Below are 14,924 nucleotides of genomic sequence, written 5' to 3' on the forward strand. Positions count from 1 at the left end.
CCATGACGAGGTTGGAAAAAGCATGAAAAAACGTCTGTTCGGCACCGATGGGGTGCGGGGTGTGGCCAACAATTATCCCATGACCACCGAAATCGCCATGCAGTTGGGCCGGGCGGTGGCCTATGTCTTCAAAAACGGCCATCGCCGGCATCGGATTGTCATCGGCAAGGATACGCGGCTGTCCGGCTATATGATCGAGAACGCCCTGGCGTCCGGAATCTGCTCCATGGGGGTCGATGTGCTGCTGGTCGGTCCCCTGCCGACGCCGGGGATCGCCTTTATCACCACCTCCATGCGGGCCGATGCCGGGGTGGTGATTTCCGCTTCCCACAATCCTTACCAGGACAACGGCATCAAGTTTTTTTCCGCCGACGGCTTCAAGCTGCCGGACGAAACGGAACTGCGCATCGAGGAACTGATTTTTTCCAATCAGATCGAATCCCTGCGGCCGGTGGCCTCCGAGGTCGGCAAGGCCTTTCGCATCGATGACGCCTGCGGCCGGTATGTGGTGTTCCTGAAGCACTGCTTCCCGCGGGAGCTTGATTTGATGGGCCTGAAGATCGTGCTCGATTGCGCCAACGGCGCGGCCTACAAGGCGGCACCGGCGGTGCTGGCGGAGTTGGGCGCCGAGGTGATTCCCATGGGGGTATCCCCCAACGGCGTCAACATCAATGCCGGTTGCGGCAGCCTGCATCCGGCCGGCATCGCCGCCGCCGTGCGCGAGCATGGCGCGCATCTCGGCATGGCCCTGGACGGCGATGCCGACCGGGTGATTTTTGTCGATGAAAACGGCCGGGAGGTGGACGGCGATCACATCATGGCCATCTGTGCCCGCGACATGCTGCAGCGGGGCAAGCTCGCCCACAACACCCTGGTGGCGACGGTCATGAGCAACATGGGTCTGGACCTGGCCGTGCAGGAGATGGGGGGGCGGGTGGTCAAGACCGCCGTCGGCGACCGCTACGTGGTCGAGGAAATGCGTCGCGGCGGATACAACCTGGGCGGCGAGCAATCGGGCCACATGATTTTTCTGGATCACAACACCACCGGCGACGGCATGATCGCCGCCCTGCAGGTGCTGGCCATCATGCAGCGCAGCGGCCGGACCCTGTCGGAACTGGCCGGCGTCATGACGGCACTGCCCCAGGTGCTGGTCAACGTGCGGGTCGCCCGCCGGCAGGATTGGCGGCAGGTGCCGGAGGTGGCGCAGGTCATTGCCGCCGCCGAGGCGGAGTTGGCGGGCAGCGGCCGGGTGCTGATCCGCTATTCGGGCACCGAGCCTTTGCTGCGTATCATGCTCGAAGGCCGCGAGGAGGGGCGGATTACCGCCCTGGCCGAGGAGATTGCCGGCGCCATGGAACATCATCTGGGGGGCCGCAAGGAGGGCTGAAAACATGGCTTTACTGGGTGTCAACATCGATCATGTCGCAACCGTTCGCCAGGCCCGCGGCGGCCGCGAGCCCGATCCGGTGGCCGCGGCGGTGCTGGCGGAGCTGGCCGGCGCCGACGGCATCACCGTGCACCTGCGGGAGGATCGCCGGCATATCCAGGACCGGGATCTGCACGTGCTGCGCCGAACGGTGCAGACCCGTCTCAACCTGGAAATGGCGGCCACCGAGGAAATGGTTCGCATCGCCTTGGAAGTGCGGCCGGAGGCGGTCACCCTGGTGCCCGAAAAACGCCAGGAACTGACCACCGAAGGCGGCTTGGACGTGGCCCAGTTGCATCCATCCCTGGAGTCGGCCATCGATGCCCTGCAGCAGGCCGGCATGCTGGTCAGCCTGTTCATCGATCCGGATCCGGAGCAGGTGCGGGCGGCACGCCTGAGCGGCGCCCGGGCCATCGAGATCCATACCGGCGCCTATTGTGAGGCTCCGGCCGGCGAGCAGCGGGACAGAGAACTGGAGCGCATCCGGACCGCCATCGTCGCCGGGCATGAAGCCGGTTTGCAGGTGCATGCCGGCCATGGTCTGAACTATAATAACGTGCAGGCGGTGCTGGCCCTGGGCGGGGTGCGGGAATACAACATCGGCCACAGCATCATTTCCCGGGCGGTCCTGGTCGGTCTGGAGCGGGCGGTACGGGAGATGGCTGCTCTGGTGCACGGCGCCTGAGGATGTCCGGCATCAGCGGGCTGGGCACGGATGTGGTTCGGATCAGCCGTTTTCGGCGCCTGCTTGAGGAATCCAGGCAGGGGGTTCTGGATCGCCTGTTCCACGGCCGCGAGCAGGCCTATGCTCTGGCCAAGAGGGATCCGGCTCCGCACCTGGCGGTGCGGTTCGCCGCCAAGGAGGCCTTTCTGAAAGCCCTGGGAACGGGCCTGGCCGAGGGCATCCGCTGGCTGGATCTGGAGATCGTCCGGGATGCACGAGGCAAACCCGACCTGCTGCTGCAAGGTCGGGCCGAGGAGCTGTTCCGGGTGGGTGGGCATGGTCGGCTGCACCTGTCCTGCAGCCATGACGGGGATTATGCCCTGGCCACGGTCATATTGGAGAAAATCGGGTAACTGTTGAGCAGCCGTTGAGGAAAGTCTCGGGTCGCCCACGCCAACCCGTCCCCGGGGCTTGGCCGGTGTGCCATCCGGGCGCCAGACACCCTCGGCGTGGGCGACCCGAGACCCTTTGCCGAATAATGACAAAATCCGCAGGATTTCGCCTGACGGCGGACTCCGCATGGGAAAGGATGCATGGATGTTGACAGCGCGCGATATCATGTCCCGAGAGGTCCATACCATCGACCTGGAAGCCAGCGTCGAAGACCTGGCCCGCCGCTTTCTTGAGGTCGGCGTCAGTGTCATGCCGGTCCTGGATGCCGCAGGGCGTCTGCAGGGCATCGTCTCGGAAACCGATCTCATCGCCCGGGACCAGCCTTTGCATATTCCCACGGTCATCACCTTGTTCGACTGGGTGGTCTACCTGGAAAGCGAGGAGCGTTTTTCCCAGCAGGTGCGCAAAATGACCGCGCGCAAGGTCAGGGAGATTTGCACTCGCGAGGTGATCACCTGCTCCCCGGACGCCACCGTGCCCGAGATCGCCGCCCTGATGGTGGAAAAAGGCATTCATCTGGTCCCGGTGGTGGAACAGGAGCGCCTCATCGGCGTGGTGGCCAGGCACGACATCATCCGCAGCATGGGAAACGCCTCGTGAACACATGGCAGCTTGATACGGCTTCGCCCGAGGAGACCCGCCGATTGGGCTGTTGCCTGGGCCGGGAAATCCGGCAACCGGTGGTGCTGCTGCTGGTTGGCGAACTGGGCGCCGGCAAGACCTGTCTGGCGCAGGGCGTGGCCCGGGGTCTGGACGTGCCCGCCGACGAACCGGTGGTCAGCCCCTCCTATACCCTGATGAATGTCTACCCGGGTCGTTTGGAAATGTATCATTTCGATCTCTACCGCCTATCGAATCCCGATGAACTTCATGATCTGGGGGTGGAGGAATATTTGCCCGGTGCCGGCGTGGCGCTGGTGGAGTGGGGTAACCGCTTTCCCGGTCTGAGCGATGACTTTTTGCAGATCGAAATCAGCCATGCGTGCGGGGACTCGCGCCGGTTTACCCTTTCAGCCCGGGGCCCGGTTGCCGGTGCCTTGCTGGAGCGCTTTCGGCAGGCCTGGCAGACCGCTGCCTGAAACCTGACAGCGTAGACAGCGAAGGTCGGTAAAAATGTTTTGACCCGACCAGGAATTCTTGTTATGCAAGACCTCCTGCCGCCTGGAGTGGCGGCAGGAGGATTTCCCCAAGGAGGATATGAGGTATGGCCCTGGTGGTTCAGAAGTACGGGGGCACGTCGGTAGGCTCCGTCGAGCGCATTCGCAATGTTGCCCGGCGGGTCGCCAAGACCTACGACGATGGCAATGATGTGGTGGTGGTGGTTTCCGCCATGTCCGGCGAGACCAACAAACTGGTGTCGCTGGCCAATGAAATGTGCGATTTCCCCAGTGAACGTGAATTCGACGTGCTGGTGGCGACCGGCGAACAGGTCACCATTTCCCTGCTGGCCATGTGCCTGCAGTCCATGGGATATCAGGCCAAGAGTTATTTGGGTTCGCAGATTCCCATCATTACCGACAGCGACTTCACCCGGGCCCGCATCGAGCGCATCGGCGACAAGAAAATTCGCGAAGACCTCAAAAACGGCACCATCATCGTGGTGGCGGGATTCCAGGGCGTCGATCGGGATGGCAATGTCACGACCCTCGGGCGTGGCGGTTCCGATACCTCGGCCGTGGCCGTCGCCGCCGCTCTGAAGGCGGACGTCTGTGAGATCTTCACCGACGTCGACGGCGTCTATACCACGGACCCGCGCATTGTTCCGGAAGCCGCCAAGATCGAGAAGATTTCCTACGACGAGATGCTGGAAATGGCGTCCTTGGGCGCCAAGGTGCTGCAGACCCGTTCGGTGGAATTCGCCAAGAAGTACGGCGTGGATGTGCACGTCCGTTCCAGTTTCAATGATAATCCAGGCACTCTGGTCACCAAGGAGGATGAGGATATGGAAACCGTGCTGGTTTCGGGGATTACCTACAATAAGGACGAATCGAAAATCAGCGTGCTGCGGGTGCCGGACAAGCCCGGCATTGCTTCGGCCCTCTTTTCGCCCCTCTCCGCAGCCGGGATTACCGTGGACATGATCATCCAGAACGTCTCGACGGACGGTTCCACCGATTTGACCTTTACGGTGCCGCGGGGCGACTTCAAAAAGGCGCTGAAAACCGTGGAGGAGACGGCCCGGGAAATCGGTGCCGCCGGGGTGAACAGCGACGAGCACATCGCCAAGATCTCCATCGTCGGGGTCGGCATGCGTTCCCATTCCGGCGTGGCCAGCAAAATGTTCCAGGTACTCGCCGCCGAAGGCATCAATATTCAGATGATTTCCACCAGCGAGATCAAGATTTCCTGCGTTATCGATGCGAAATATACCGAGTTGGCCGTGCGCGTGCTGCACGAGGCCTTCGAACTGGCGAAAAAAGACATCAAGGCCGAATAGAGGCATCCATTGGATTCCCGGCCGCAGCCAAAGGATGAGAGCATGACTGCGATCCGATTGTACGATACGACCCTCAGGGATGGTACCCAGGCGGAAGAGATCTCCTTTCTGGTGGAGGACAAGCTGCGCATCGCCCAGAAGCTGGACGAGCTGGGTATTCATTACATCGAAGGCGGGTGGCCGGGCTCCAATCCCAAGGACATCACCTTTTTCAAGGAAATCAAGAAACTGTCCCTCTACCAGGCGAAGGTTGCCGCCTTTGGCTCGACCCGTCGGGCCAAAGTGACGCCGGACAAGGACCACAATCTGCGGACCCTGATCCAGGCCGAACCGGATGTCATCACGATTTTCGGCAAGACCTGGGATTTTCATGTACACGAGGCACTGCGCATCAGCCTGGAGGAAAACCTGGAATTGATCCATGATTCCCTGGTGTTCCTGAAGCAGAACGTGGCAGAGGTCTTCTACGATGCCGAACACTTTTTCGACGGTTACAAGGCCAATCCGGAATATGCCCTGAAAACCCTGGAGGCGGCTGCGGCGGCACAGATCGATTGTATCGTCCTGTGCGATACCAACGGCGGCACCCTGCCTTTCGAGCTGCCGCCCATCATGGCCGAGGTCCGCAAGCGCATTGCCCTGCCCATCGGCATCCACACCCACAATGACAGCGAGTGCGCGGTGGCCAACGCCCTGGTGGCCGTGGATTGCGGCGCGACCCAGGTACAGGGCACCATCAACGGTTTCGGTGAACGCTGCGGCAATGCCAACCTCTGTTCCATCATTCCTTCCCTGTCCCTGAAGATGGATCGGCCCTGTCTCACCGACGACCAGTTGGCCAGATTGCGGGAAGTGTCCTGTTACGTTTACGAACAGGCCAACCTGGTTCCCAACAAGCATCAGCCCTATGTCGGCAATTCCGCCTTCGCCCACAAAGGCGGCGTGCATGTCTCGGCCATTGCCCGGCACCCGGAAACCTACGAGCACATCCGCCCGGAGCGGGTCGGCAACGTCAGTCGGGTGCTGGTTTCCGATCTGTCCGGACGCTCCAATATCCTGGCCAAGGCGGCTCAGTTCAACATCAATCTGGACAGCAAGGATCCGGTGACCGTCGAGATTCTCGCCAACCTCAAGGAACTGGAGAACCAGGGCTACCAGTTCGAAGGCGCCGAGGCCTCCTTCGACCTGCTCATGCGCCGGGCGTTGGGGACCATGCGACCCTTCTTCTCCGTGGTCGGCTTCCGGGTATTCGACAGCAAGCGCCTGGAGGACGACAAGCCCTTTTCCGAAGCCACCATTCAGGTCAAGGTCGGCGGCCGCGTCGAGCATACCGCGGCCGAGGGTTCCGGTCCGGTCAACGCCCTGGATAACGCCCTGCGCAAGGCCCTGGAAAATTTCTATCCCCAGATCAAGCAGATGCGCCTGCTGGACTACAAGGTCCGGGTGCTGCCGGCCGGCAAGGGCACAGCATCCATGACCCGGGTGCTCATTGAATCGGGGGACAAGGATCAGCGCTGGGGCACCGTCGGGGTCAGCGACAACATCATCGACGCCTCCTACCGCGCGCTGGTGGACGCATTCCAGTACAAGTTGCTGAAAGACAGCGAGGAGCAGTAAACATCGTGCGCCGTTCCGCCGGAACCCTGCTTCTGGTGGCATGCGCGCTGGCTCTCTACGGATGGCACTGGCACCGGGCGACTTTTCCCCAAATGGAAAAGTCCCCGGTTTTTTTTGCCCCCAAGCCGGGCTCCTTGACGGTGGCCTTGGGGGCCGGCTTTTCCATTCCGGGAATTCATCAAATTTTTGACGGTACCGATCTGGATGACGTCATTCGAATGGCGGCGCCCGATCTGCCCCCGGGTTGCCATGTGCAATCCGGTCCGAAGCCTGCCCTGGTCGACGGAGAGTCCTTGGAGTTGAGCTGGAATGAGGGGCAAGGGGTGGAAATAAAAAGGGGTTTTATGTCTGCCGGACAGCGCATGATCCTGGGTGTCCGCTTGCATCCGGATCGGATGACCCTGCGTGATTGGGAAGCTTTGCCGGGTATCGGGCCGAAATTGGCGGAGCGCATCGAAGAGGACCGCCAAAAAAATGGCGATTTCGGAGTCTGGAGCGAAGTTCAGCGCGTTAAAGGCATCGGTCCACGCCGAATCGAGGCCCTCGAAAAATATTTTTAACTCCGGGTTGTTCATGTAAGTATTCGATTTATAGTTGAAAAAAATCTCCTCAGGAAGGGGGTCAAAGAATTTCGGGTAGATTTTCGGGTTCTGGCACAACTTATGTAATTACTAAATGGCACCAGCGCAAGGCTGCTAGAACGCCATTTTGACTATCTCGTCAGGGGGAAACCATGAAATGCCCGAAATGCAAAAGCCGCATGTATGCCGAGAAATTCTATGACTTTGTGAGGGTGTTTGATGCATGGAAATGCTGCGCCTGCGGAGAGATCATCGATCACACCATTCTGGCCAATCGGGCCCGCAGTCAGAACCTGTTTCTGGGCTGAGGCGATTGTCCATAAAAAGATAAGGGCTGGAAGAGAAAACTCTTCCAGCCCTCTTTTTTCTGTTCCATCCTTCCGCAGTCGTTCAAAAGCCGTCAGCGCGCTCCTTTGCGTTCCGCCATAATCTTGTAGGCACAGAATTCGCCGCACATGGTGCAGGCACCGTGACCGTCGTCGACGCCCGATTCGGCCCGCAGGCGGCGTGCCTTGTCCGGGTCGAGGGCCAGGGCGAACTGGCCCTCCCAGTCGAGGGCTTTGCGGCAGCGAGCCATGGCCAGGTCCTTGGCCATGGCGCCGGGTACTCCTTTGACGATATCGGCAGCGTGGGCCGCGACCCGGGCCGCCATGACTCCTTCATGCACATCCTGGGCGTCGGGCAGGCGCAGATGTTCGCTGGGGGTGACATAGCAGAGGAAATCGGCTCCGGCGCCGGCCGCCAGGGCGCCGCCGATGGCGCAGGCGATATGGTCGTAGCCGGGGGCGATGTCGGTGACCAGGGGGCCCAGGACGTAGAATGGCGCGCCGTGGCAGAGGCGTTTCTGGAGCTGGATGTTGGCCTCGATCTGGTTCAGGGGTACATGGCCGGGACCTTCGATCATGACCTGCACCCCGGCATCCCAGGCGCGCTGGGTCAGTTCGCCAAGGAGGATCAGTTCATGGATCTGGGCCCGGTCCGTGGCGTCGGCCAGGCAGCCGGGCCGAAAGCCGTCGCCCAGGGACAGGGTGGCGTCATAGGGGCGGACGATTTCCAGCAGCCGGTCGTAATGCTCGAAGAGGGGGTTTTCGGCGTCGTTGTGGGCCATCCAGGCGACGGTAAAGGAGCCGCCTCGGGACACCACTTCCATGATGCGGCCTTCGCGGTCCATGCGCTCCACCGTCGAGCGGGTGACACCGCAGTGCACGGTAATGAAGTCCACCCCGTCATCCAGATGCTTGACCACGCCGTCGAAAATATCGTCCACTGTCATGTCGACGATGGCCTTGCCCTTTTTTACCACCGTGTCGCAGGCGGCCTGGTAGAGGGGTACACTGCCGATACAGATGTCGGTTTCGGCGATGATGGCGCGGCGGATTTCGTCGATGGGGCCGCCGGTGGACAGATCCATGATGGCGTCGGCGCCGGCGGCCACGGCGACGCGGGCCTTGGCCAGTTCGTTGTCGATGCTGGTGTCGTCCTTGCTGGTGCCGATGTTGGCATTGACGCGGGTCGGCAGGCCCTGGCCGACGGCCAGCGGACGGCCGTGGGCATGGCGGTTGTTGTGGCAGATGATGGCGGTGCCGGCGGCGATGCGCTGGCGCAGGATCTCCGGGTCGAGGCCGGTGCCGGCGGCAGCCTGGCGCATTTTATCCGATACGATGCCCTGGCGGGCCAGTTCCAGTTGGGTCATGGAATGTCCTTTTCATGCAGTGGAAGCGCCCCGGTGGGGACGGCTTGGTTCGGGGTTGGGCGGGGCCGTCAGCCCGGCGGATGTTGCAGCATTCGTCCCAATTGCCGGGCCGCCGCGAAATGGTTGACCGGTCCGTGCCCGGCCCCCAGGTCCACGGCCCTTTCGATGGCCGTGGTGATGAACTGTTTGGCCGTGGCCACCGCCGCCGGCAGCGGCCTGCCCTGAGCCAGCAGGGCGGCGATGGCGGCGGAAAAGGTACAGCCGGTGCCGTGGGTGTTGCGACCGGAGATGCGGGCCGCGGGAAATCGTTGCCACCCCCGGCCGTCCCGGAGCAGATCCACCGCCTCACCTTCGAGGTGCCCGCCTTTCATCAGCACATGGCGCACGCCCATTTCCTGCAGGCGCAGGGCGGCCCGGGCCATGTCCTCCTCGTTGCGCACCGGCAACCCGGTCAGGATCTCGGCTTCGGGCAGATTGGGCGTGAGCAGGTAGCAATGAGGCAGCAGTTCCTCACGGCAGGCCTGCACCGCGTCCCGCTGCAGCAGGGCGGCACCGCCCTTGGCCACCATGACCGGATCGACCACCAGCAGTCGACCGCAGGCCGCCAGCCGGCGCGCCACCAGGCGGACCATCTCGGCGTTGTGCAGCATGCCGGTTTTGACCACCTCCGGAGCGAGGTCTTCCAGGACCGCATCCAGCTGTTGGGCGACGAAGTCGGCGGGCACCCCATGGATGGCCCGCACCCCGCAGGTGTTCTGGGCGGTCAGGGCGGTGATCACGCTCATGCCGTAGCTGCCCAGCAGGGTGACGGTTTTCAGGTCGGCCTGAATGCCGGCACCGCCGCCGCTGTCCGAGCCGGCCACGGTCAAAACCCGGCCCCGGGGCCAGGGTTGCCGGACATTGAACTGCAGGGCGATTTCCGCCGCCGCCAGGGCCGGGGACGGATCCGCCAGCACCGCGGAAATCACCGCAACGGCGTCGGCGCCGGCGGCCAGAACTTCGCCGGTTCGGTCCCGGTCGAGGCCGCCGATGGCGACCAGCGGCAGGGCCACGGCCTCACGCACGGCGCGCAGGGTGTCCAGGCCGACGTGCACGGCATCGCCCTTGGTCGCCGTCGGATACATGCTGCCCACTGCCAGGTAGTCGGCGCCGGCCGCCTCGGAAGCTTGCGCCTGGGCGACAGTGCGGTTGGAGGTGCCGATGATTTTCCCGGGACCGAGCAGCGCCCGGGCCGCGGCTACGGGCCTATCCTGTTGACCGAGGTGAACGCCGTCGGCATCGCAGGCCAGGGCCAGTTCGGGGCTGTCGTTGATCAGGAACAGGGCGCCGGCGGAACGGCACAGAGCCCGCAGTTGGCAGGCCTCGGCGTACATTTCCTGCTCCGGCAGGTCCTTGGCCCGGTACTGCAGGACGCGCACTCCGCCGCGCAGGGCGGCCTCCACCCGCTGGCATAGGGCCTCCCCCCGGGAACCGTCGGTGATCAGGTAGAGCCCTCGGATGTCGGTTTTTTGCATGGCATTTCCCGTTGTGGTGAAAAAACTAAATTGTTTGCACGGGGGCTTCTCCCACGCCGAGGCTGTCTGGCGCCCGGATGACGCCAGCCAAACCCCTGCACCACCGTTGCTGCATCGTGAACGAAAAAACAAAATCGTCGCGGCCGGCAGGCGCGCGACGATGGCACCGTTCTGGTGCAACCTGGCCGCTTCCCTACGCCGGCATGACCCGGATCAGGTTCCAAGGGTCGTTCCGTTTGGCACGGAACTCTCAGTATCACACGCCCCTAGCGGATAAATCGGATGGCTCCGGAGCTGCCATGGACCGGCATGCCCTTGACGTCATTCTAATATGCCCGCAACGCCAGGGAAAGCCTTTTTTACTTTCTGCGACGGGGCGCCGGCGCCATCCCGGAAATTGTGCTTTACAGTCCTTCGGCGGAGTGCTACATGTTCAGGTTTGATTGTATCCCTTCTTGTCAGGACCCGCGAACATGCTTGATTACCAAGGTCACCGCCCCACTTACGTCGAAATCGATCTGCAGGCGCTGCGCCACAACTTCCGCCAGGTCCGGGACCAGGCCGGTCCCGGACAGGGCATCCTGGCCATCGTCAAGGCCGATGCCTACGGTCACGGTGCCGCGCGGGTGGCGCCGGTGCTGCAGGCAGCGGGCGCGAGCATGTTCGGAGTGGCCATCGTCGAGGAGGGTATGGCCCTGCGCGAGGCCGGGGTGACCCGGCCGGTGCTGGTGCTCGGCGGCCTCTATGCCGGGCAGGAAGAAGATCTGGTGCGTTACGACCTGGTGCCGACCCTGTTCGATGTCGAGGTCGCGCGCCGTCTCAACGGTTGGGCGGCGGGGGCCGGGGTGGTGCTGCCCTATCATCTCAAGATCGATACCGGCATGGCGCGCATCGGATTCTCGCCGTCGGAACTGCCCATGGTGCTGAAGGAACTGGCGGCTTGCCGGGCCCTGCGTATGGAAGGGGTGTTGTCCCACCTCGCTCTGGCCGACGATCCGGATCATCCCCTGACCGGGGATCAGATCGGGCGTTTTCGGCATGGTCTGGAACTGGTGAAAGGGGCCGGTTTCACGCCGCGTCATGTGCATCTGAGCAACAGCGCCGCCCTGCTGTCGCGGGCATTGCCGGAGTGCAACCTGGTACGACCGGGTATCATTCTTTACGGTGGCCTGCCGGCACCCGGTTTTCACCGCCATTGCGATTTGCTGCCGGTGATGAGTTTTCGTACCTCCGTGGCTCAGCTGCGCACCATTACGGCGGGGACCGGGGTTTCTTACGGACATCGTTTTGTGGCCCAGCGGCCGACGCTGCTGGCGGTGATTCCCGTCGGCTACGCGGACGGCTTCAGCCGCGCCCTGTCCAATTGCGGCGAGGTTCTGGTGCGTGGACACCGGGCCCGGGTGGCCGGAACGGTTTGCATGGACTGGACCATGATCGATGTCACCGACATTCCCGAGGTGGCGGTGGGCGACGAAGTGACCCTGCTGGGCCGCGACAACGGCCAGCGCATCACCGCCGAGGAATGGGCCGGCCGCATCGGCACCATCGGTTATGAAGTCTTCTGCCAGGTCAGCAAGCGGGTACCACGGCTCTATCTGGAAGGTCCGCATGGGGACTGACGGTCTGCGACTGGCGCTGGATCTGGGGACCACCAGCCTGGCCGGGCGGTTGCTCGACGGGCGGGGGCGGGTGCACGCCGAAGCCCAGGTCAACAACCCGCAGGGTGTTTACGGATCGGATATCATTCAGCGCCTGGAGCGGGCCCGCGAGGGTGAGGGACCAAACCTGCAGCGCCTGTTGCTGGACGGCCTGAAGACACTGCTGGCCGCTCTGCTGCGCCAGGCGGATTGCAATGCCGCGGCCATCGTCGCAGCGGCCGCCGCCGGCAATCCCGGCATCTGCCACCTGTTGCGCGGTCTGCCCGTCGAGCCGCTCCTGTTTCCGCCCCATCGGCCCCGGGAACGCGGCGCCGTCCTGTTGGCCGCTGCCGAACTCGATGTTGGTCTCGTGGTCCCCGTCTATCTCTTTCCCTTGGTCAGTGGTTATGTCGGCGGCGACCTGGTGGCCTTTCTTTATGCCCAACAGCCGGCGGCGCCCGGCAGCTTGTTTCTTGATATCGGTACCAACGGTGAGATGGCCCTGTATGCCGAGGGCCGTTGGTGGGCGACCTCGGTGGCCGCCGGCCCGGCTTTCGAGGGTGGTGGATTGGCATGCGGCATGCCGGCCGGCCCCGGGGCGATTGTCGATGCTCAACTGGCCGGCGACGACCTGCGTTTCACGGTGCTCGGCGGCGGGCCGCCCAGAGGACTGTGCGGCAGCGGCTTGGCGGCGGTCGTGGCGGCGGCCCTTGAGGGCGGCCTGCTCGACCGGCATGGCACCCTGGTCGAACCCCTCGCGGTGCCGGGTAATCTTTCCCGCCACATCGTCGAGGTCGGCGGTGGGCGGGTCCTGCGGCTTTACCGCGATGCGACCGTCGATTTGCTGCTGACCCAGGAGGACATCCGCCGCTTTCAGCTGGCCAAGGCGGCGGTCCGGGCCGGAGCCGTCTGTCTGCTGGCTCGGGCGGGGGTGTCGGCGGAGCGCATCGAGCAGGTCATCGTCACTGGTGCCTTCGGGTTTTCCCTGCCCGCCGCGGTCCTGAAAAGGGTTGCCATGTTGCCGGAAATCATGGTAGATAGGGTACGCTTCGCCGAGGCCGGTGTGCTGGCCGGCTGCGGTCGCCGACTGCTCGATAAGGATGCCGGTGCGCAGGTCGCTGCCCTGGCGCAGCGCCTGCAGGCCTACCCCCTGTCGGGGACGCCGGCTTTTGAACGCGCCTTCCTCAACGCCATGGAGTTCTGAAAACCGCCAGTCGACGGTTTTTTTCTTTTTTACCGATGTATACGCCGTGTCGGCGGCTTGCCGCGCGGTACTCCGGTTCAGCTTTCAAGCAGGAAAGGACTACAGTTATGGCCGTCATAAAACGTGCCCTGATCAGTGTTTCGGACAAGACCGGTGTGGTCGACCTGGCCCGCCAGTTGGCCGCCTTCGGCGTCGAGATTTTGTCGACGGGCGGTACCGCCGGCCTGTTGCGCCAGGAGGGTCTGACGGTGCGGGACGTATCCGATTACACCGGGTTTCCCGAAATGCTCGACGGCCGGGTGAAGACCCTGCATCCCAAAGTGCATGGCGGCTTGCTGGGCATGCGCGACAATCCGGCCCATGTGGCGAAGATGCAGGAGCACGGCATCCAGCCCATCGACATGGTGGTGGTCAACCTCTACCCCTTCGAGGCGACGGTGGCACGCCCCGACTGCAGCCTGGAGGACGCCATCGAGAATATCGATATCGGCGGCCCGACCATGCTGCGCAGCGCGGCCAAGAACAACCGGGATGTCACGGTGTTGGTCGATCATGCCGACTACGCGGCGGTGCTGGCCGAAATGAATGCCAGCGGCGGAGCCGTTGCGCCGGCCACCAATTTTCGCCTGGCGGTCAAGGTCTACCAGCACACGGCCGCTTACGACGGCGCCATTTCCAACTGGTTGGGGCAACGCCTCGGCGGTGCGCCGACCGCCTTTCCGCCGGTTCTGAGCCTGCAGTTCAAGATGGCCCAGGAAATGCGCTACGGTGAGAATCCCCATCAGGCGGCGGCCTTCTATGTCGAAGACAAGGTGGCCGAGGCCGGCATTGCCACGGCCCGCCAGTTGCAGGGCAAGGAATTGTCCTACAACAACATCGCCGATACGGATGCGGCTCTGGAGTGCGTCAAGCAGTTCGACGAAGGGCCGGCCTGCGTCATCGTCAAGCACGCCAATCCCTGCGGGGTGGCTGTCGGTGCGACCCTGCTGGACGCCTATCAGCGGGCCTTCAGTACGGATCCCGAATCGGCCTTCGGCGGCATCATCGCCTGCAACCGCGAACTGGATGCGGAGACGGCAAGCGCCATTGTCGAAAAACAGTTCGTCGAGGTGATCATCGCACCGGCGGTGTCCGAGGCGGCGGCGGCCATCGTAGCCGCGAAGAAAAACGTGCGTCTGTTGGCGTGCGGAGCCTGGCCGGCCATGCCTGGGGCGCGCCTTGATTTCAAACGGGTCAACGGCGGTTTGTTGGTGCAGGATTGCGATCTGGCCCTGACCGGAGAGTTGCGGGTGGTTTCCCGTCGGGTGCCGACGGAGCAGGAAATGCAGGATCTGCTGTTTGCCTGGCGGGTGGCCAAGTTCGTCAAATCCAACGCCATCGTCTACGGTCGCGACGGCATGACCATCGGCGTCGGGGCCGGCCAGATGAGCCGGGTCAACTCCGCCCGTATCGCCGCCATCAAGGCCGAGCACGCCGGCCTCGAGGTGCGGGGCGCGGCCATGGCGTCCGATGCCTTTTTCCCCTTTCGTGACGGTATCGACAATGCCGCGGCGGCCGGCATCCGGGCGGTCATCCAGCCGGGCGGTTCCATCCGTGACGAAGAGGTCATCGCCGCCGCCGACGAACACGATATCGCCATGGTCTTTACCGGCATGCGCCATTTCCGGCACTGAAATTCATTACCGACCAAGTCTC

Annotated in this window: 14 protein-coding genes and 1 riboswitch; of the genes, 12 read left to right on the forward strand and 2 right to left on the reverse strand. The window is 63.4% G+C overall.

The window, feature by feature from the left end:
* The first annotated feature begins 22 nt into the window (after positions 1 to 22).
* From glmM to JQN68_RS06300, 9 genes are all read left to right on the forward strand, one after another.
* On the forward strand, positions 23 to 1,390 hold the full coding sequence (glmM, locus tag JQN68_RS06260; RefSeq protein ID WP_225071949.1) for a phosphoglucosamine mutase: 1,368 nt from the start codon (positions 23 to 25) through the stop codon (positions 1,388 to 1,390).
* A 4-nt stretch (positions 1,391 to 1,394) separates the two neighbouring features.
* A complete protein-coding gene (locus JQN68_RS06265; protein WP_225071950.1) occupies positions 1,395 to 2,114 on the forward strand; it encodes a pyridoxine 5'-phosphate synthase in 720 nt (239 codons plus the stop codon).
* Between the two features lie 2 nt (positions 2,115 to 2,116).
* Positions 2,117 to 2,506 carry a holo-ACP synthase gene (gene acpS, locus JQN68_RS06270; protein WP_225071951.1) on the forward strand — a complete coding sequence of 130 codons (390 nt, stop codon included), beginning with the start codon at positions 2,117 to 2,119 and terminating at the stop codon, positions 2,504 to 2,506.
* A 184-nt stretch (positions 2,507 to 2,690) separates the two neighbouring features.
* Entirely contained in the window at positions 2,691 to 3,146 is a 456-nt protein-coding gene (locus tag JQN68_RS06275; protein ID WP_225071952.1) for a CBS domain-containing protein, read from the forward strand.
* Positions 3,143 to 3,625 (forward strand): tRNA (adenosine(37)-N6)-threonylcarbamoyltransferase complex ATPase subunit type 1 TsaE, encoded by a 483-nt coding sequence (tsaE, locus tag JQN68_RS06280; protein ID WP_225071953.1) that lies wholly within the window; start codon positions 3,143 to 3,145, stop codon positions 3,623 to 3,625. The genes JQN68_RS06275 and tsaE overlap by 4 nt, the downstream gene beginning before the upstream one ends.
* A gap of 125 nt (positions 3,626 to 3,750) precedes the next feature.
* The gene (locus JQN68_RS06285; RefSeq protein ID WP_225071954.1) at positions 3,751 to 4,983 is read left to right on the forward strand and encodes an aspartate kinase; all 1,233 of its coding nucleotides are present in this window, start codon (positions 3,751 to 3,753) and stop codon (positions 4,981 to 4,983) included.
* Positions 4,984 to 5,025: 42 nt separating this feature from the next.
* Positions 5,026 to 6,600: a citramalate synthase gene (gene cimA / locus JQN68_RS06290; protein ID WP_225071955.1), complete on the forward strand. Its 1,575-nt coding sequence runs from the start codon at positions 5,026 to 5,028 to the stop codon at positions 6,598 to 6,600.
* Between the two features lie 5 nt (positions 6,601 to 6,605).
* Positions 6,606 to 7,160 (forward strand): ComEA family DNA-binding protein, encoded by a 555-nt coding sequence (locus JQN68_RS14715; RefSeq protein WP_225071956.1) that lies wholly within the window; start codon positions 6,606 to 6,608, stop codon positions 7,158 to 7,160.
* Positions 7,161 to 7,333: 173 nt separating this feature from the next.
* The gene (locus JQN68_RS06300) at positions 7,334 to 7,489 is read left to right on the forward strand and encodes a hypothetical protein (RefSeq protein ID WP_225071957.1); all 156 of its coding nucleotides are present in this window, start codon (positions 7,334 to 7,336) and stop codon (positions 7,487 to 7,489) included.
* Positions 7,490 to 7,581: 92 nt separating this feature from the next.
* Here the strand turns inward: JQN68_RS06300 and thiC are convergent, their stop codons facing one another.
* Positions 7,582 to 8,874, reverse strand: a complete 1,293-nt coding sequence (gene thiC, locus JQN68_RS06305) for a phosphomethylpyrimidine synthase ThiC (RefSeq protein ID WP_225071958.1) — start codon at positions 8,872 to 8,874, stop codon at positions 7,582 to 7,584.
* 68 nt (positions 8,875 to 8,942) lie between these two features.
* Positions 8,943 to 10,388, reverse strand: coding sequence for a bifunctional hydroxymethylpyrimidine kinase/phosphomethylpyrimidine kinase (thiD, locus tag JQN68_RS06310; protein WP_225071959.1), 1,446 nt, complete (start codon positions 10,386 to 10,388; stop codon positions 8,943 to 8,945).
* Positions 10,389 to 10,561: 173 nt separating this feature from the next.
* Positions 10,562 to 10,666: riboswitch (TPP riboswitch) on the reverse strand.
* A 195-nt stretch (positions 10,667 to 10,861) separates the two neighbouring features.
* Here thiD and alr point away from each other — a divergent pair.
* The 3 genes from alr (at position 10,862) to purH (ending at position 14,902) form a co-directional block, all read left to right on the forward strand.
* Positions 10,862 to 12,007: an alanine racemase gene (gene alr, locus JQN68_RS06315; protein ID WP_225071960.1), complete on the forward strand. Its 1,146-nt coding sequence runs from the start codon at positions 10,862 to 10,864 to the stop codon at positions 12,005 to 12,007.
* Positions 11,997 to 13,229, forward strand: coding sequence for an ASKHA domain-containing protein (locus JQN68_RS06320; protein ID WP_225071961.1), 1,233 nt, complete (start codon positions 11,997 to 11,999; stop codon positions 13,227 to 13,229). The genes alr and JQN68_RS06320 overlap by 11 nt, the downstream gene beginning before the upstream one ends.
* A 107-nt stretch (positions 13,230 to 13,336) precedes the next feature.
* On the forward strand, positions 13,337 to 14,902 hold the full coding sequence (gene purH / locus JQN68_RS06325; RefSeq protein ID WP_225071962.1) for a bifunctional phosphoribosylaminoimidazolecarboxamide formyltransferase/IMP cyclohydrolase: 1,566 nt from the start codon (positions 13,337 to 13,339) through the stop codon (positions 14,900 to 14,902).
* Positions 14,903 to 14,924 lie beyond the last annotated feature (22 nt).

The sequence above is a fragment of the Desulfuromonas sp. CSMB_57 genome, assembly GCF_020194955.2.
Taxonomy (GTDB): Bacteria; Desulfobacterota; Desulfuromonadia; order Desulfuromonadales; family Syntrophotaleaceae; genus JAFCIY02.